The 17813-nt window shown below is 43.7% G+C and carries 17 protein-coding genes and 1 tRNA gene; 10 read left to right on the top strand and 8 right to left on the bottom strand.

Translation table 11 applies throughout. The features are described 5' to 3' along the window. Positions 1-82: 82 nt before the first annotated feature. Together PJIAN_RS04990 and PJIAN_RS04985 are read right to left on the bottom strand one after the other, a co-directional pair. Positions 83-1858 carry a chloride channel protein gene (locus PJIAN_RS04990; protein ID WP_068702579.1) on the bottom strand — a complete coding sequence of 592 codons (1776 nt, stop codon included), beginning with the start codon at positions 1856-1858 and terminating at the stop codon, positions 83-85. 45 nt (positions 1859-1903) lie between these two features. Then, positions 1904-2749: a mechanosensitive ion channel family protein gene (locus PJIAN_RS04985; RefSeq protein ID WP_068702577.1), complete on the bottom strand. Its 846-nt coding sequence runs from the start codon at positions 2747-2749 to the stop codon at positions 1904-1906. Between the two features lie 94 nt (positions 2750-2843). Here PJIAN_RS04985 and PJIAN_RS04980 point away from each other — a divergent pair, with 94 nt between their 5' ends. Further along, positions 2844-3401: an HDIG domain-containing metalloprotein gene (locus PJIAN_RS04980; RefSeq protein ID WP_068702767.1), complete on the top strand. Its 558-nt coding sequence runs from the start codon at positions 2844-2846 to the stop codon at positions 3399-3401. Here PJIAN_RS04980 and PJIAN_RS04975 read toward each other — a convergent pair. Continuing rightward, positions 3356-4756, bottom strand: coding sequence for a DUF3078 domain-containing protein (locus PJIAN_RS04975; protein WP_068702575.1), 1401 nt, complete (start codon positions 4754-4756; stop codon positions 3356-3358). The genes PJIAN_RS04980 and PJIAN_RS04975 overlap by 46 nt on opposite strands. Positions 4757-4913: 157 nt before the next feature. Here PJIAN_RS04975 and PJIAN_RS04970 point away from each other — a divergent pair, with 157 nt between their 5' ends. From PJIAN_RS04970 to PJIAN_RS04955, 4 genes are all read left to right on the top strand, one after another. Then, positions 4914-6194 carry a M64 family metallopeptidase gene (locus PJIAN_RS04970; protein WP_068702573.1) on the top strand — a complete coding sequence of 427 codons (1281 nt, stop codon included), beginning with the start codon at positions 4914-4916 and terminating at the stop codon, positions 6192-6194. A 1-nt stretch (position 6195) separates the two neighbouring features. Beyond that, a complete protein-coding gene (locus PJIAN_RS04965; RefSeq protein ID WP_068702571.1) occupies positions 6196-7131 on the top strand; it encodes a hypothetical protein in 936 nt (311 codons plus the stop codon). 39 nt (positions 7132-7170) lie between these two features. Next, positions 7171-7929, top strand: a complete 759-nt coding sequence (locus tag PJIAN_RS04960) for a phosphoglycerol geranylgeranyltransferase (RefSeq protein ID WP_068702569.1) — start codon at positions 7171-7173, stop codon at positions 7927-7929. Positions 7930-8054: 125 nt separating this feature from the next. Then, a tRNA-Lys gene (locus PJIAN_RS04955) sits at positions 8055-8127 on the top strand. A gap of 115 nt (positions 8128-8242) precedes the next feature. Here PJIAN_RS04955 and PJIAN_RS04950 read toward each other — a convergent pair. The 5 genes from PJIAN_RS04950 to PJIAN_RS04930 form a co-directional block, all read right to left on the bottom strand. Beyond that, on the bottom strand, positions 8243-8734 hold the full coding sequence (locus PJIAN_RS04950) for a glutathione peroxidase (protein ID WP_068702765.1): 492 nt from the start codon (positions 8732-8734) through the stop codon (positions 8243-8245). A gap of 80 nt (positions 8735-8814) precedes the next feature. After that, the gene (locus PJIAN_RS04945; protein ID WP_153802486.1) at positions 8815-9885 is read right to left on the bottom strand and encodes an Acg family FMN-binding oxidoreductase; all 1071 of its coding nucleotides are present in this window, start codon (positions 9883-9885) and stop codon (positions 8815-8817) included. 5 nt (positions 9886-9890) lie between these two features. Then, the gene (locus PJIAN_RS04940; protein WP_068702565.1) at positions 9891-10490 is read right to left on the bottom strand and encodes a hypothetical protein; all 600 of its coding nucleotides are present in this window, start codon (positions 10488-10490) and stop codon (positions 9891-9893) included. 82 nt (positions 10491-10572) lie between these two features. Continuing rightward, on the bottom strand, positions 10573-11181 hold the full coding sequence (locus PJIAN_RS04935; protein WP_236714364.1) for a Crp/Fnr family transcriptional regulator: 609 nt from the start codon (positions 11179-11181) through the stop codon (positions 10573-10575). Continuing rightward, entirely contained in the window at positions 11168-12949 is a 1782-nt protein-coding gene (locus tag PJIAN_RS04930) for an aminopeptidase P family protein (RefSeq protein WP_068702563.1), read from the bottom strand. Before PJIAN_RS04930 ends, PJIAN_RS04935 begins: the two co-directional genes overlap by 14 nt. A 113-nt stretch (positions 12950-13062) precedes the next feature. Here PJIAN_RS04930 and PJIAN_RS04925 point away from each other — a divergent pair, with 113 nt between their 5' ends. From PJIAN_RS04925 to PJIAN_RS04905, 5 genes are all read left to right on the top strand, one after another. Then, positions 13063-13503, top strand: coding sequence for a nucleoside deaminase (locus PJIAN_RS04925; protein ID WP_068702561.1), 441 nt, complete (start codon positions 13063-13065; stop codon positions 13501-13503). Between the two features lie 41 nt (positions 13504-13544). Further along, positions 13545-14228 (top strand): 2-C-methyl-D-erythritol 4-phosphate cytidylyltransferase, encoded by a 684-nt coding sequence (locus tag PJIAN_RS04920; protein WP_084252264.1) that lies wholly within the window; start codon positions 13545-13547, stop codon positions 14226-14228. A gap of 26 nt (positions 14229-14254) precedes the next feature. Beyond that, positions 14255-16354 (top strand): ATP-dependent DNA helicase RecG, encoded by a 2100-nt coding sequence (gene recG, locus PJIAN_RS04915; RefSeq protein ID WP_068702557.1) that lies wholly within the window; start codon positions 14255-14257, stop codon positions 16352-16354. Between the two features lie 81 nt (positions 16355-16435). After that, complete coding sequence (ndk, locus tag PJIAN_RS04910) at positions 16436-16900, top strand: nucleoside-diphosphate kinase (protein WP_068702555.1); 465 nt, start codon at positions 16436-16438, stop codon at positions 16898-16900. A gap of 18 nt (positions 16901-16918) precedes the next feature. Then, a complete protein-coding gene (locus PJIAN_RS04905; RefSeq protein ID WP_084252263.1) occupies positions 16919-17755 on the top strand; it encodes a M23 family metallopeptidase in 837 nt (278 codons plus the stop codon). Positions 17756-17813: the final 58 nt, after the last annotated feature.

Here is a 17813-nt window from a genome sequence, read left to right as displayed (position 1 = left end):
TGAAGATGCAACAAATTCTGCAGCGGTGTGTTGCAGAATGTCAAGTGATAATTAAAGAGAAAGATGTGCAATTCGGCATTCGCTACTCATCGGAAAAATGAACAAGCACACGCCGGTAGGCATTGAATATTTTGGCTTTAGATACAAAACCCATATATTTCCCATTGTCGACGACAGGCAGATTCCAGGCCTGAGTGCTTTCGAAAACATTCATAACAGTTTCCATGGAATCTTTTGATGATAGCAATGCCGGGGGAGAAATCATTAACTGACTAACTTTAAATCGATTGTACAATTCCGGACGAAACATAATATTACGCACTTCGCTTAAAGGCATTACCCCCAGCAGCTTCCCGCTATAATCGACCACAGGATATATATTGCGGTTAGAGTTTGAAATCACCTTAACCAAATCTCCCAACGTATTATCCGGACGCACAATGTCCATGTCGGTTTCAATCACATTCTCCATTTTAAGCAGTGTCAGCACCGCTTTATCCTTATTGTGGGTAATAAGTTCGCCCTTTTTCGCCAAACGCATTGCATAGATGCTGTGTGGTTCGAACACCATGATCGTCAAAAAGGCGATTACAGAAGTGATCATCAAAGTCATAAACAGCGAATAACCGCCCGTCAGTTCGGCAATGAGGAAGATAGCCGTTAACGGTGAATGCATTACAGCCGACATCACACCTGCCATCCCGGCAAAAGCAAAATTTTCGACCGGAAGCTTAAATCCGAGAAAATGGTTCAGCACAAATGCGACGAGGTAACCGGTAACACACCCCACAAACAAACTGGGAGCAAATACCCCTCCTACACCGCCACCTCCGTTGGTTGCCGTACTGGCAAAAATCTTAAAGAAGATAACAGCCGCCAGATAAAGAATAATTGCCCAGGCGTTAAACCTCAGGTTATAAAACAGGCTCTTTTCGAATAACGTCTCCGAATTTCCGGCTAAAAGAGAACTGATAGCCTCATAGCCTTCCCCATACAACGGAGGGAACATGAATATCAGCAAACTAAGCATAACACCCCCGAATGCCAGTTTGCGGTAAGGAGTATTCAGCTTCCTGAAGACATTTTCGAGGGCATTCATTCCTCTCGTGAAATACAGAGAGACAAATCCACAAACAATGCCAAGAATAATAAGATAAGGAATCCTGTCGATCGAGAATGGAGCAGATACCGTAAAATGAAACATAATCTGGTCGCCCATCAGGAAATAGGTGAGAGAGGCTGCCGTTATAGACGAAATCATCAATGGCACAACAGACGCCATGGTCATATCCACCATCAGCACTTCCAACGTAAACAACACGCCGGCAATCGGAGCCTTAAAAATACCACTGATAGCTCCGGCCGCACCACACCCTACGAGCAACATCAGCGTTTTTTGGTTCATCTTGAAAAATTTTCCAAGATTGGATCCGATGGCAGAACCAGTCAAAACGGCAGGAGCTTCAGCTCCAACAGATCCCCCAAAACCAATAGTAATAGCACTACCGACAACAGAGCTCCAGACATTGTGCAACTTTATAATCGCTTTACGTTGAGATATGGCATACAGAATTTTCGTTACCCCGTGGCCAATATCATCACGTACGATATTCCGTACAAACCACCCTGCTATAAAAATACCGACAACCGGCAGAATTAAATACCAATAGTTTGCAGAATCCAAAGCAAAACGATGGGTGAGCAACGTTTGAATTCCATGAATTGACATTTTCAGGACAAAAGCAGCCAATCCGGTAAATAACCCGACCAAAAAGCTAAGAAACAACACAAATTGGCGCTCTTTGATATGCTGCTCCCTCCAGGCAATCAATTCGAGATATCTGCTTTTTGATGTCATAAATAATTTCAATCCTCTCTTCTTTTCCAAATCAAAAGCTAAGTGCTATCGATTTTTTATTAAAATATTTTGCGTTGGGAAAGGAATATCAATTCCTTCTTTATCAAATCGTTCCTTTACAGACTTCAGCAAATCACACTTCATGACAAACGCATTCCCCGTGTTTGACGCCCAAGCCCAGGCTCTCAGTTTAATGGCAGAATCGCCAAGTTCGAGGACCCTCACATTCACGATCGGTGCATCCTCCTCTTTTTGTTCCTTTGTCCGGTTATCAACCAACAAAGGATGTTGCATCGCCTCTTCACGAATCAGGTTAATCGCTTTGTCAATGTCGGCTGAATAGCCAATCCCCACTTCCACAAAAGCACATACCGGTTGGTCGGCAAAAGTAGAATTGATGATAGTAGATGAATTGATGGTAGTATTAGGAACAATGATGCTCCTGTTCTCGGGATCGCGTATAATCGTATGTCGCAACGTAATATCCTCAACAGTACCCCTGTTTGTATCCGGCAGAATAACCGTATCGCCCACTCTGAACGGCTTGAAAAGAATAATAAAAATACCGCTAATGATGTTAGCTACTGATTGTTGAGCAGCAAACCCAATAGCAGCTGTCAAAATAGCCGCTCCCGCCAACATGGTTTTCCCAATTGCCTTGAACTCCGGAATTTTATTGAATAAAAACAGAGCACCAATAACAACTACGAAAAAATTGATTGTGTTTTTGAGAAAAGAATAGTTGGTCGGATCCATTTTCATCTTTACGGCTGCACGCTTAAATGCCCTTCTTAGCAACCATGAAGATGTTTTGACAGCAAAAAAAGTAATAATGATGGCTCCGCCAATCCAAATAGCCTCTTCCATCAGATTCATTGCGCCGTGTCCCATATTATTTTTGCAGTTTATAGTAAAGAGTTTGACGTTAATTTCCTTTCAAAAGAGTTTTCTGTGTATATTTGAACATCAAAAATACAACAAAAAAATGAGCCCATTGTCCATTCTCTCCAAATATTATGACACCGACAGTCGTCTATACGCCATTTTACTACAGCACAGCCAATCCGTAACGCACAAAGCTGTAGAAATTTCCCTCAAGCATCCGGAATTAAATGCCGACACAGAATTTATTGCAGAAGCGGCAATGTTGCACGACATCGGCATTTTCCTTACCAATGCACCACAAATTGAATGCTACGGTAAGCATCAATACATTGAACACGGATATTTAGGCGCCGATATTCTGCGAGCCGAGGGCCTTCCCCGACATGCGCTGGTATGCGAGCGACATACTGGTACCGGACTGAGCGTGGAATACATCAGGGAAAACAATTTACCGCTGCCGCTCAGGGATTTAAGGCCAGTCAGCATTGAAGAACAAATCATTTGTTATGCTGACAAATTCTTTTCCAAATCAAAACACAACATTGAATTGCCCTTAGAAACCGTACGGGAATCATTGCGCAGGTACGGCGAAGCAGTCTTAGCCCGCTTTGATCAATGGAGTGGCTTATTCTTCGCTTTTATATTGTTGAATTTGTAGGCAAAACCAAAACTCATCAATTCTTTCATCTGAATCTTGGCATGTTTATCTCCTGCTGCTATCATAGCAGTATCATACCTCGGATGCAATGACAGACGGAACGACAGGTAACGGGTAAGAATAAAATTGGTAGTAGTTTCCCAGTCGACTTCCACTTTGTTATAATTCGTATAAAATGAAAAACGTGTAGTCAAATCCACAGTGCTCGAAAGCTTTTTTGCATATTCCACTTTCATCATGCTACCAAACTCATGCAAAACACTTTTACCGGGAAGCACCCCGAAGTTTTTTTTGTTATAATTCATCGTGTCAGCAAAGCAGATATACTTGAATGACAGTGGAGTTACAAGAACCGACAAGTCCTTTTTATATTTATAATCCATACCCAAGCCAATATCAAGTCGGAAAGGAGACAGAAAGCCATTCACTTTAGTTTTTGAATTCAGCGCTGAATATGAGGTCAACGAATATGTTGTAAATTCGGTAGATGCACTGTAATACCAGTTCTCAAATGCCTTTACTCCAAACTTACTTGACAGACGGATTTGGTTTTCCGTAACTGAGTAATGACGTATGGTATCGGCGCTTTCGCTCTGAAGCCCCATTTTTATTGAAACTGCATTATCCCACTGGATGTTCTTCTGATTGTCATAGTTAGCACTGGCTTCTAAGACGCCTAAGGTTGCCAGATTGCTTTTCCCTCCCTGATACCAGTTGGAAGAAGTGTAATTTTGAGATAACTGCAAAGCCAGATTGCCTTTCGTCGACCATGGATCTTTTTCCAGCCCATTCACCTTCATCTTTTTTGGTCTGAACTGATCCAGCTTCCTTTTGATATACATGTCTTTATGCCCCGGAGATGCAATATTCGTAATAACAAACTCATTCGGATCAGGAAGATTCCACAGATGATCTTTAATCTTCAATGGGTCAGCAGCTATTATTTTTTCTTTCTGCTGTTCTCGAAGACTATCCATATAATGCATCACGTAAAAATCAGGGGAAAAATATCCGGATACGTTCTTATCGTACGACTGATACGTCTTATTCATTTGAGCAACAACCGGAGCAAGCGGCGGATTAAAAGAAAGACGCATTCCCGTAAAAATCAAATCACTGAAAAGCGGATTGCTCTCATAATACGATCGATCAGGCAAGAGCCTGTACTCAATATTGGTTTTATTCACCAAACTATCCGGAACCGGCACGGCCTTTCCTAATGTGGAGAGTGCAATAGAATCAATGTTGACATGCAATGTTTCTTGTTGTACATTGCCTTTCAGTTCAAGTGGTTGCTGTGCATTTAACAGAACAGTCACACATCCAAACAAAACGCTAAAAACTAACTTCTTCATTGTCTTTAATCAACTTAATAATGGCTGCAAAAATACACATTATAAACTTACGAAATCGCTGTTCCCTATATAAAATCAGTCAATTTTGTAGTTTTGTGACGTAGTTTTGTTTTTTTTGATTTAATTTGCACCCTGTTTATTTCAAAACACCCGCTTTATGCTCAAGTATACCCTGACCTTACTGTCAATTTTAGTTTATTCCAATCTTTTCGCGTCACCCTCTTTTTCCGATTTTTTTACAGATAAAGCTTGTCGCGTCGACTTTCATTTTTGTGGAAACGCTCATCAAACCACTGCATATCTCGACAACATCCGTCAGGAACCATTTTGGGGTGGTCGTCACAATCACCTTGACACGGATTTGAATCTTGGCGATTTCAGGTTCCGAGTTCTTGACAGCCTCTCTCAAAAAGTGATTTATATCAACGGTTTCGATGCACTGTTTCGTGAATGGCAATCGACTCCTGAAGCTCAGAAGACTAACAAAAGCTTTGAACAGGCTATTCAGTTTCCCTATCCGAAAAAAGCCGTTGTCTTGCTCATCGAAAAGAGACTTGACTTCAACCGTTGGGAAGAGTTGTTGAGACTCAACCTTTCTCCCGACGACAAACTGATTGAAAAAAGAGCTCCGCGGCAGGTACCGGTGAAAACAATCGGACAAGCGGATCGTCCCGAAAAAGACATAGACATTGCCGTGATTGCCGAAGGATATACCGGCACCGAACAGGATAAATTCTTCAAAGACGCGCAACGCCTTTACGAAAATCTGTGTACTCACGAGCCTTTTGCCTCCAATAAGAATAAAATTGTACTTCACGCTATTGCTGCGCCATCCGAAAATTCCGGAGTTTCCGTTCCACAGGATTCCGTCTGGAAGAATACGGCTGTCGGGTCAAATTTTTATACGTTTTACGAACCACGCTACCTGACCACCCTTAATGTAAAGAAAGTGTATAATTTTGCCGCGCTTGTTCCCTACGATGCTGTCTACATTCTGGTAAATACCGACCGTTATGGAGGCGGAGGAATTTATAATTTTTACACGCTGGTTACTGCCGACAACAAGTACACTACGCAGGTGTCCGTGCATGAATTCGGACACTCTTTCGGCGGCCTTGCCGATGAATATTTTTACGACAAACAGGATGTACTCACTGATATGTACGACCTGAAGAACGAACCATGGGAACCAAATATCACCTCCTTGGTCGATTTCGACAAAAAATGGAAGAACGACCTTCCCAAAGGCACGCCGGTACCGACTCCTCCTACAGATCAATACAAAGGGAAAGTGGGCGTTTTTGAGGGCGGTGGCTATCTCACCAAGGGCATGTATCGTCCTTCGTTCGATTGTAGAATGAGAACCAATTCGTATCCGGAATTCTGCCCGGTTTGCCGCAAAGCTATCGAAAGGATGATTCGTTTTCTGACCGAATAGGATGCATGCGCCGACAATTCTGATTGCACCACTCAACTGGGGTCTGGGACATGCAACCCGCTGCGTGCCGATTATTCGCAATGCTATTGCAGATGAACAACGCGTTGTTTTAGCTGCCGACGGAGATGCTCTGCGTTGGTTGCAAAGTGAATTTCCGGAATTGAAAGCCATTCAACTACCCGGATTCTGCATTAAATATTCTCCATCAGACTCTCAGCTGCTTGCCATGATACGGCAACTGCCGAAAATAATAGTTGGAACCATCAGGGAGCATCGGCAACTCAAAAAACTGATTCAGGAAGAAAATATCCAAACGGTGATTTCCGATAATCGTTTCGGACTTTGGAACAAATCGGTCAAATCCATTTACATAACCCATCAGCTGTTGATTCGGGCCCCTTACCGTTGGATGGAACCCTTGCTCCGGTTTTGCCACCGCTGTATAATTACCCGTTACGATGAATGCTGGATTCCCGACATTGAAGGAAAAGGAAATCTTTCGGGAGAGCTTTCTCACAAATATCCGTTACCGACCAATGCGCGGTTTATCGGATGGCTCTCACGGTTCCCCTCAACGAACGCTATTCCGGTTAAAAAAAACTACACAAACCTTTGCCTTATCTCAGGGCCAGAACCTCATCGTACTTTATTTGAGCAAATGTGCATCGAAAGGTTTAAAGACCGAGAGGAGCCCACTCTAATCGTAAGTGGAAAACCGGGGGACTGCATGTCTGGATCTGCTATTGGCAACATCGATTTGGTTCCGGGTCTTTCTTCGGGAGAGCTTAAAACGCATCTGTTGCAGACACCCAATATTTTTTGTCGCTCGGGCTATTCTACCCTCATGGATTTGAAACTCTTGGAAAGGAGTGCCAACCTCTTCCCCACCCCGGGCCAGCCCGAACAGGAATATCTGGCGGAGTTGCATAAGAAATAGACATTTCTTTTCTTACCTTTGCCTCGTTAAAAACTTACTATGAAGCAGGCAATTTACCAATTAGTGTCGGACGCTGTACAGCAAAATCAAAAACTATTTGTCGTCTTGATCGATCCGGATAAATGCTCGGACGAAAAACAGATTTCCCACTTTGCATCTCTACTCAACACCACAAAACCCGATCTGATTTTTATCGGCGGCAGCCTGACCAGCGAATCTACTGCACGGCTAATCAAGCACCTGAAAAGCCAATGTCTGATACCAACGGTTCTTTTCCCCGGAAATGCAATCCAGTTTACACCCGAAGCCGATGCTTTATTGTTTTTGTCTCTGATATCCGGACGTAACCCTGATTTTCTGATCGGGCAACACGTTGTTATTGCACCTGCTGTAAAACAATCGGGCATAGAGACAATATCAACCGGATATATTTTGGTGGAAAGCGACCAGACAACAGCCGTGGAATATATCAGCAACACACGTCCCATACCACGGCATAAACCGCAATTAGCAGCAGCAACGGCCATTGCCGGCGAATTACTGGGCAACAAACTGATTTACCTCGAAGCCGGCAGCGGAGCAAAACCTCCCGTTCCTGCCGAAATGATCTCTGTCGTCAAAAAATCGATCTCCGTTCCACTAATTGTAGGAGGTGGATTACGCACTAACGAAGATATTTTGAACGCTTTAAATGCGGGAGCCGACATTATTGTGGTGGGAAATATACTGGAAAGCACCCCCGAAAAGATGGTTGAATTTGCCAAAACAATAAAAAGCTTCCGCAATCAACAAAAATAAAAAACTATATATCAATTAATTAAAAAAAATAGCACGTTCTTTCGTCCAAAAACGTCATCGCTACTTGGTGTTTCAAAAAAAAGACCCTATCTTTGCATCCGCTTTTAGCAATAGCTTAAAGCCTTGATTCAGTAGCTCAGCCGGTAGAGCACATCCCTTTTAAGGATGGGGTCCTGGGTTCGAATCCCAGCTGAATCACAATAAAAAGTCTCTGAAAAGTAATTATTTTCAGAGACTTTTTTATTTATCAATAACACCAACCTTCGACCACTAGAAGCCTTCACGGCATCAACATCCAAAAATTGATCGTTTACTATTTTCTTCTGGACAATAATCGTTCAATTTCCTTCTCCAGATGTTCAGGCTTGGTAACCGGAGCAAACCGCTTCACCGGCACCCCTTCCGCATCAATCAGAAATTTGGTGAAATTCCATTTTATTCGATTAAAAAACAGTCCCTTCAAGGTCAACGTCAAATATTTAAAAACAGGATGTGCGTTTTCTCCGTTTACATCTACCTTAGCAAACATCGGAAATGTAACGCCATAGTTCATGTGGCAAACCTGAGAGATATCATCTTCAGTACCCGGTTCCTGATGCGCAAACTGATTACAGGGAAAACCCAAAACAACGAATCCTCTCTCCTTGTATTTCTGATAAAGAGCCTCCAGCCCTTCAAATTGAGGCGTCAATCCACACTGACTTGCAGTATTGACCACCAGCACAACTTTGCCTTTATACTCTTCCATTGAGACCTTCTGCCCCCGAAGCAATTTTGCACTTAATTGATAAAATGATGGATTCATATTTCTATCGTTTATAGCACAAATATAAGGAGCCGGCATTTCCTTTCGCAATAAGCTTGACATTCTTTAAGACAGATAGCCTATTTGTAAAACACCGCAACGCTATCGACCGACCGACGTGGACTGACCGGAGACGGAGTCTCAATCACATAGCCAATGCGTGCAACAAACTGAATTTCTCCACCCTTTCCGAGCTCGTGTTGCACATTTTCCAGAAAGTTCTGTTCTTCAACAAGCTGATTCATCGGTTGAAATCCGATGCACAATGATGTACATATAATATTCATTCGCTCGTAACGACGACCAACATCTATCCAGCTCTGCACCGAGTTGTCGACACTAGTCAAAGCAAGCCAGCCACCGCAATTATTCACCTGCTTTTCCGTCGTTCCAATACCCGCTTGGACAAACTGTTTTTTCTCCGCATCTGCCGGTTTGAAAAAGTTTCGAACCACAAACCCCTTAATGCCATTTATCTGCATCCCAGCTGTTGTAATCCCATCTTGTCTTAGACGCACATCCCGATCAGAAAAACGCACCCAGCTGGCAAATTCAGCCTGTGCTTCACGATTCATTGACTGCTGGCGGTAAGCCGACAGGGTTTGCTTCGCGATAAAACGCCCTTCCTCCGTAGATGCTGCGAAGAAAGAAGTTTGCCAATCATCTCCGAGTATACTTGCCACCTCTTCTTTCCGAATATCCGCGGTATGAAACGAAACCCGCAACGTTCTTCTCCCAACAATCGAATGTAAGTCAAAGCCCGAAGGACGAGCCCTCTTCAGAGCTACGACAGCGACGCATGCAGTTCGTTCAGAGCGGGGCAACACCTGTACCTCCGTGGCATACCCCAAAGCTCCGGCCGCTAAATCAAGATTTTCAATAAACGCTCCGAGAGAAATATATAATTCACGCTTTTTCGGATCAATCACATTCAAGACACGTGTAGTATCGGCGAAGACCCTTATTTCACGATCGCCCAGAACCTCAACTCTCCAGGGTTGAGTATTATGCGAGCTTCCTGCCAGCGTAGCATAATAAATTATCTTGTGCATATCGTCAGCACCAACCAATAGCGAGCTCCTTGCACCGATGTTGGTTTTGCACGAAGCCAGAGCGACAATGGCAGTCATCATAAATACAAACCGAACCATATTCATCACTTCGATTTACTCCACAAACGAGCTCCCAGTCTCAATACCGGAGAGAAATCGGCTCCGGGAATAATATAACGAGCCGTTTCAAAATCGATGCTGTTTCTTTTTCTGAGGTAAAGATGCAGTCCGGGCTGAATGTAAAATATGTTTCCGATAAAGAACTGATAACTGAGCCCCAGTCCGGTATCCGTACTGAACAGATTTTTTCGGACACCCGTGCTGCGCTGCTCTATCTCAAAGGTATGCAATTCGAGATAAGAGTAGAGCTCGAGATTGCGCCAAACATTATACCCAAAGAAAAGACCGGGTGATGTTTTGTAGAAACGCTTAAAGTCGCTCGAAGAGTTATTAATACCGGCCTTCTCTGCATCATAACTACCACCGTTAATTACGCTGAGTCGTACACGAAATTTGTCGAGCCGGTATCCGATCCCGATATGGAATCCGCCGGTCATGAACATCGGCACAAGACTTTCGACCTCAATAGCCGATCTCACATTCCACGTTCTGACCGGAGCTGCCATTTGTACCGAATCACTTTGCGCCCAAAGCCCCAACGAAGAGAGCATCAGCATCACACATAAAAAAAATCTCTTTTTCATAACTTGTAAACTTTGATTTTAACGATGCAAAGTTCCGTTATAAAAAAGAGATTCTTCTCCGCAAATGTTACCAAATCAGGGGTTATGTCAGTTTTCCCCGAATACGGCTGAGCGACTTGGGCGCAATACCCAGATAATTGGCAATATGGTACAGAGGCAAACGCCTGACAGCCTCCGGATTTTCCCGCAATAGTTTAAGATAGCGCTCTTCCGCCGACAAAATCTGCAAATCGAGACTCAGTTGCACCAACCGTACATAGGCCCGCTCTATGAGAATACGACCGAGGCGCTCCATCTTCGGAACACTCCGATACAACTCATTCAAATCGGACTCTGCAATAATGGCAACATCAGTTGCTTCAATGGCTTTGATGTTGAGATGCGAGGGCGTTTGGCTCAAACGGCTTCTGTTATCGGTCACCCAACTCCCTTCAAGCGCAAAATCGGTAGTGATCTCCTCCCCCTTCTCACTGAGAGAATAATAAACCACAGCGCCGGAAATAATGAAAATCAAACAATTGCACACCGACCCTTCCTTCAGCAGCAACTCATTTTTACCAAAAGAGCGCACACTGACACGTGCCAACAATTGATTCCACTCTTCGTCGCTCAATGAAACCTGCGTGTCAATAGCCTGCCTAAGCAGAGAAAGATCGGCACTGCTCATGTCTTTCAATTCAAATTGCCGCACATTTTTGTTTTAGCCATACTTTTTCTTCATCGTTCAAAAGAGGACTGACTCTTTCGTACACCGTTTGATGATAATTATTAAGCCAGCTTTTTTCTTCATCGCTCAACAAAGAAACCTCCAATGCTTTCGTATCAAACGGAAAAAGAGTCAACGTTTCAAATTGGTAGAATTGTCCGAACTCGGTTTTTTCTCCCTCAACCACTGTTACCAAATTCTCGGATCGGATGCCATGTTTGCCCGAACGATACAAGCCCGGCTCATTCGAAATCACCATACCCGGACCCAGTTGTGTGGCATTCTCATCCATGCGGATGCTTTGGGGTCCTTCATGTACACAAAGGAAATGTCCTACGCCATGGCCGGTCCCGTGTCCGTAGTTCCAGCCACGATCCCACAAAGCTTTTCTGGCCAAAATATCAAGCTGCGACCCGCGTGTTCCCTGCGGAAATTTTGCCATTCCCAGAGCAATATGACCTTTCAGCACAAGCGTAAAGTCAAGTTTTTCCTCTTCGGTAAGAATCCCCAGCGAAACGGTACGAGTGATATCAGTAGTTCCATCAAGATATTGTCCACCCGAATCGAGCAGCAAAAAGCCTTCCGGTTGCAAAGTAGCATTGCTTTCTTCAGTGGCAGAGTAGTGCACAATGGCACCATGATCTTTATACCCGGCTATCGTTCCAAAGCTCTCACCTTTAAACAACGGTTGCTCAGCTCTGAATTTGCACAATTGTTCGGCAATGCTCAATTCTGTCAGCGTACCTGAAACTACATTCGCCTCAAGCCACATAAAGAAACGGGTCAATGCAGCTCCATCTTTCATCATAGCATTGCGGGTTCCAGCCAATTCGACGCTGTTTTTTATCGCTTTTGCGTAGAAAATCGGAGATGGCACGCTGATAACTGTGGAGTGAGAAGGAATGTCCTGATACAGCGCGAAGTTTGTTTTGCTCTTATCGATCATCACCTTAGAATGAACATGAAGCGTTGCCACATATTCAAAAACAGCATTGTAAGGAGCAATCTCAACACCTTCATCAGCAAGCAGAGCCGCTACATTGTGCGAAATTTTTTGTGGGTTAACAAACAACGTGGCTTTTTGTTTATCGATAGCACCAAAGGCTATGGCAACCGGATTATAATCAACGTCTGAACAACGAATATTGAAAATCCATGCTATTTCATCCAAAGCCGTAAAAAAGTATGCGTCGGCGCCTTTTTTATCCATGACTTCTCTGATACCGGCAATTTTATCCTTAGCACTTTTGCCTGAATATTCAACAGGATAAACCATAACCGGAGTCTCAGGCAAAGCCGGCCGATCTTTCCAAAGCGACTTTAAAAAATCCACATCGGTTACCAACATCAGTCCGACAGCCGTCAATTCGCTCTGTAAATTTTCGACAGCACTTACCGAAAACAGTAACGGATTAATTCCAACTTTGCTACCTGCCGGCAACACCAACCCCAACCAGGTTGTGATTGACGGAGTTTCGGGCAAGCCGTCTTTGAACAAATCGATACCGGTTCCCTGCAACTGCAAATCGGCTTGCAGAAAATAACGGGAATCAGTCCACAAACCGGCTTCTTTCTCGGTCACCACAACAGTTCCTGCAGAACCGGTAAAACCCGATATCCATTGACGTTCTTTCCAATAATCGGCTACATATTCACTTGCATGAGGATCGGTACTCGGAATGATGGTTGCGGCCACTCCCCGTGAGGACATTCTCTGACGCAACGCGGCTAATCTGGATGGTATTGTTGGCATAGTTATTTAGTTACTTAATTATGATTTAGTGATAGAAGACACAAAAATACGTTTTTTATTGGCAAAGAAGATTCCGGAAGTACAATTTCATAAAAATTACTACCTTTGTTTTTATGTTTGATGACAATTACTTTATGAAGCAGGCTCTGGCAGAAGCTAAGAAAGCTCAGTCTCAGGGTGAAATTCCAATTGGGGCTGTCGTGGTATGCCAAAACCAGATCATAGCCCGAGCCGGCAATCAGACAGAAACATTAAATGATGTCACGGCTCATGCTGAAATGCTTGCAATCACAGCCGCCGCAAATACGCTGGGAGGGAAATACCTCACGGAATGCACTCTCTATGTCACGGTTGAGCCTTGCGTTATGTGCGCAGGAGCACTTTCATGGGCACAGATAGGGCGCATTGTTTTTGGTGCCCGCGATGAGAAACGGGGGTATCATGTCTTTGCCACCAATGCCCTACACCCCAAAACAACGGTACTGGGTGGTGTGATGGAAACTGAATGTGCAGAACTTATGACCCGTTTTTTTCAGAACAAACGTTCTAAATAAAGGGGAAAACCAAACTATACCAGAAATAAACCAAAGTCAAAGTGAAACGTTACGCCATTATTGTTGCCGGAGGCAAAGGTGAAAGGATGAGCTCCAACCTCCCAAAGCAATTTATTCAACTCAGAGGAATCCCTCTTTTAATGCACACTATCAAAGTCTTTTACGACTACGATTCTCTCATCCAACTAATTATTGTTCTGCCTGCTAATCAGATTAGCCTATGGAAAAAACTGTGCAACGAACATAACTTCACTATTCCTCACGAAATCGTCCAGGGCGGTGAAACTCGTTTTGCGTCTGTAAAAAACGGATTAGTTGCCATCAAGGAAAAATGCATTATCGCAGTCCATGATGGAGTGCGCCCGCTGGTGAACCGCCAAACGCTTGAAAACTGTTTCTCCACAGCCGAGCATTATGGCACAGCCGTTCCTGTATATGCCATTGTCGACAGTCTGAGAAAAACCGAAAACAACACCAATTTTGCCGTCGAGCGGAATCAGTATTGTATAGTACAAACACCACAGGTCTTTCAGTCCTCTATTCTTAAGATAGCCTACAACCAGACCTATGAAGAACGGTTTACGGACGACGCCACTGTGGTCGAGTCGTTGGGAATTGAGCTCAATTTGGTTGAAGGAAACAGGGACAATATAAAAGTCACTACGCCTCCGGATCTGAAAATTGCCGAGGTTCTTTTATCGGAAAGAGAGGCCATAATTTCTTAACTTCGCAACAGAAGAGATTTTACGGAATGATTAATCTTGCATCGAATGAATTAAAGTATTTAACCGGAGTTGGTCCCAAACGGGCAGAAATGCTAAACAAAGAACTCAGCATTCTCACCTTTGAGGATCTTCTCTATTATTTTCCATACAAATACATTGACCGAAGCAAGTTCTACACAATCCGCGAACTACAGAGCGACACGGCATATATTCAGCTAAAAGGTAAGATCACACGTTTTGAAACCATCGGTACAGGCCCTTCTCAGCGCCTGACTGCCTCATTCACTGACGGGACTGGCACCATAGAGCTGGTTTGGTTCAAAGGCGTTCGTTTTGTTTTAGACCAATATAAAGTCAACACAGAATATATCGTTTTCGGGAAGCCCTCACTCTTTAACGGACATATTAATATTGCTCACCCCGAAATTGAAAAGATATCCGATTCCGCGGGGAAAGGAAAAATTGTTCTTCAAGGATTTTATAACACCACAGAAAAGATGAAATCCAATTTTCTGAACTCCAAAGCGGTTCAGAAAATCATTTTCAACCTCATTTCTTCCTTACAAGAAAGAGTTCCCGAGACTTTACCCGGATACCTTGTTAAGCAATTTAAGTTACTACCGCTGCACGAGGCATTGGTCAATATTCATTTCCCCTCAAGCGCCGCACAACTTTCCAAAGCCCGCCAGCGGCTAAAATTTGAAGAGTTGTTCTATATTCAACTCTCGTTACTACGTACAGTCAAGTTACGAAACCAACAAACCGCCGGATTCAGGTTTGCGCACGTAGGCGACCACTTCAATCAATTCTACAAGCAGTTTCTTTCGTTTGAACTTACTAACGCCCAGAAAAAAGTCATTCGCGAGATCCGTGCCGACGTTGGAAGTGGCAAGCAGATGAACCGGCTACTTCAGGGCGATGTTGGAAGTGGCAAAACGCTGGTTGCCCTCATGGTGATGCTTTTGGCCATCGACAATGGATTTCAGGCCTGCATAATGGCTCCAACCGAAATACTCGCCACACAGCATTACGAAACCATTTCCGCTTTTTTGTCTGGAATGAATTTAAATGTCGGGCTTCTGACCGGATCCACAAAGAAAAAAGACAGAGTACAACTCCACGAGCAACTCCAGTCCGGAGAATTACACATCCTCATCGGAACACATGCTTTACTGGAAGACAATGTTCAGTTCAGCAATCTCGGACTGGTTGTTATTGACGAACAGCACCGGTTCGGAGTTGCCCAGCGCGCCAAACTATGGACTAAAAACGACCAGGCTCCTCACATACTGGTTATGACAGCCACCCCCATTCCCCGCACACTGGCAATGACTATTTACGGGGATTTAGAAGTATCTGTGATTGACGAGCTACCTCCCGGCCGTAAACCTATCCAGACATATCATTATTATGAAAACAAGCGGAATTCCGTTTATCGCTTTATCCGGAAAGAAATAGAAGAAGGACGACAAATCTACATTGTATATCCTCTTATTGAAGAATCTGAAAAACTCGATTTCCAAAACCTGACCGAAGGATTTAATCAGGTAAAAGAAGCATTCCCCGAGTATAGGATCAGCATGGTTCACGGGAAACTTAAACCAGCGGAAAAAGATGAGGCTATGCGCAAATTTGCTTCAGGCGACACACAAATCATGGTTGCTACAACCGTAATAGAAGTGGGAGTGAATGTTCCCAACGCCTCCGTTATGATTATTGAAAGTGCGCAACGATTCGGTTTGTCTCAGTTGCATCAGTTGCGGGGACGTGTGGGTCGCGGCGCCGACCAGTCATACTGCGTTTTACTCACGCCATTTGAATTAGGCAAAGACACAAAAAAGCGCATGGAAACAATGACCCGCACGAATGACGGTTTCGAAATTGCAGAAGCAGACCTGAAAATGCGGGGTCCCGGCGATATTGAAGGAACCCAGCAAAGCGGATTGCCATTCAACCTGAGAATAGCCGATTTGGCGCATGATTCGCAAATGTTGCAATTCGCAAGAAACGTAGCCAACGACCTCCTTGACCATGACCCATTGCTTCAACACCCCGAACATCTCATACTCACTAAACAATTACAAAAAAAACAAAAAGAAGCCGTCGACTGGAAAAAAATCAGCTAATTTCAGTTTTAAAAGTTTGGATTTGTCGATTTTAATTTGTTACTTTGACCTGAAATTAGTGCAATAGCCACTTAATCAGCCATGGAGAGAACACTTATAATTCTAAAACCCAGCGCATTAGAAAGAGGCATTCTTGGCGAAGTAATAAGCAGATTTGAGAAAAAAGGACTTTACTTCACCGGATTAAAAATGATGCAACTTTCAGATGATATTCTGGTAGAACATTACTCCCATTTAGCTGATAAACCATTTTTCCCTTCCATCACAGCATCGATGAAGAGAACTCCGGTTATAATTGGCATTGTAGAGGGCAAAGACAGTATTCGTGTTGTCCGGCAAATGACCGGAGTTACCAATGGGCGGGAAGCCGCTCCGGGAACTATTCGCGGAGACTACAGCATGAGTAGATTGGAGAATATTATTCATGCATCCGATTCACCAGAATCAGCCCTAACGGAAATTAACCGTTTTTTCAGCCCGGAAGAAATTTTTTCGTATCAGTTGGCAGTAACACCTGTGTTGTATACTTCCGACGAATTACTCTAACCTATAAACCAAACAAGAATGAAGAAAGTATTCTTATTCACCCTTGTATGGCTATTTATGTGCGGTTTGGCAACTGAAAGCGTTTCTGCAAAGAAACGAGCGAAAGCGAAGCACGTGTATCATAAAGAAATAGCCGCAGTCGATGACGTACAACGTCAAATTAACGCGCTCAATTCATTGATGCAGCAAAAAATGCAACAGGAAGAAGACCCGTATGCTACAGAAGAGGATACGGAAGTTCCTGCAAGCGGGGTATACGAAACCTGGACCAACAGACGTATCAACCCGTATATGACTCCGGTTGCCAAATTACCCGATTCCGTACGTATCAATCTTTCTCAATACGTCCCTCCGGTTGCAACCTTTATCACATCGCACTTTGGAATGCGTAGATATCGTTTCCACTACGGAACCGACTTAAAACTCAATGTTGGGGATCCTGTACACGCAGCTTTCAACGGCAAAGTACGTATCACAGGTTATGAAGCCGGCGGTTACGGAAACTATGTTGTTATTCGTCATGACAATGGGCTGGAAACTGTATACGGCCACTTATCAAAAGTTCTCGTTCACGAAAACCAACCTCTAAAAGCTGGTGACGTGCTTGGATTAGGAGGTAGCACCGGTCACTCTACCGGACCTCACCTCCACTTTGAAACCCGTTACTTAGGTAATGCTATCAATCCTGAAAAATTATTTGACTTTGCATATCATATGCCGATCAACGACATATATGTAATCAGAAAAGCCAGCTCTTTCGATTATCAATACGCAAAAGGAGCTCATTCTTCTGCTTATAAAAAATACATTGCAAAGGCAGGGAAAAGTCACAAATCAAAGCGTCATCGCAGATAATTTGAAGCAAATTATAATTCAACAATAAACCCTCATGTTTTTCAACATGAGGGTTTAT

It is taken from the genome of Paludibacter jiangxiensis (assembly GCF_001618385.1).
Taxonomy (GTDB): domain Bacteria; phylum Bacteroidota; class Bacteroidia; order Bacteroidales; family Paludibacteraceae; genus Microbacter; species Microbacter jiangxiensis.
The sequence above is the reverse complement of the archived record's forward strand: the minus strand, read 5'-3'. Positions and strand labels throughout refer to the sequence as shown.

Bases quoted from the DNA above. Each gene is read 5' to 3' on its own strand.
- PJIAN_RS04985 (WP_068702577.1), bottom strand. From the start codon at position 2,749: ATGGGACACGGCGCAATGAATCTGATGGAAGAGGCTATTTGGATTGGC.
- ndk (WP_068702555.1), top strand. From the start codon at position 16,436: ATGGAGAGAACACTTATAATTCTAAAACCCAGCGCATTAGAAAGAGGC.
- PJIAN_RS04965 (WP_068702571.1), top strand. From the start codon at position 6,196: ATGCATGCGCCGACAATTCTGATTGCACCACTCAACTGGGGTCTGGGA.
- PJIAN_RS04975 (WP_068702575.1), bottom strand. From the start codon at position 4,756: ATGAAGAAGTTAGTTTTTAGCGTTTTGTTTGGATGTGTGACTGTTCTG.
- PJIAN_RS04990 (WP_068702579.1), bottom strand. From the start codon at position 1,858: ATGACATCAAAAAGCAGATATCTCGAATTGATTGCCTGGAGGGAGCAG.
- PJIAN_RS04905 (WP_084252263.1), top strand. From the start codon at position 16,919: ATGAAGAAAGTATTCTTATTCACCCTTGTATGGCTATTTATGTGCGGT.
- PJIAN_RS04940 (WP_068702565.1), bottom strand. From the start codon at position 10,490: ATGAAAAAGAGATTTTTTTTATGTGTGATGCTGATGCTCTCTTCGTTG.
- PJIAN_RS04945 (WP_153802486.1), bottom strand. From the start codon at position 9,885: ATGGTTCGGTTTGTATTTATGATGACTGCCATTGTCGCTCTGGCTTCG.
- PJIAN_RS04950 (WP_068702765.1), bottom strand. From the start codon at position 8,734: ATGAATCCATCATTTTATCAATTAAGTGCAAAATTGCTTCGGGGGCAG.
- recG (WP_068702557.1), top strand. From the start codon at position 14,255: ATGATTAATCTTGCATCGAATGAATTAAAGTATTTAACCGGAGTTGGT.
- PJIAN_RS04980 (WP_068702767.1), top strand. From the start codon at position 2,844: ATGAGCCCATTGTCCATTCTCTCCAAATATTATGACACCGACAGTCGT.
- PJIAN_RS04960 (WP_068702569.1), top strand. From the start codon at position 7,171: ATGAAGCAGGCAATTTACCAATTAGTGTCGGACGCTGTACAGCAAAAT.
- PJIAN_RS04930 (WP_068702563.1), bottom strand. From the start codon at position 12,949: ATGCCAACAATACCATCCAGATTAGCCGCGTTGCGTCAGAGAATGTCC.
- PJIAN_RS04970 (WP_068702573.1), top strand. From the start codon at position 4,914: ATGCTCAAGTATACCCTGACCTTACTGTCAATTTTAGTTTATTCCAAT.
- PJIAN_RS04925 (WP_068702561.1), top strand. From the start codon at position 13,063: ATGTTTGATGACAATTACTTTATGAAGCAGGCTCTGGCAGAAGCTAAG.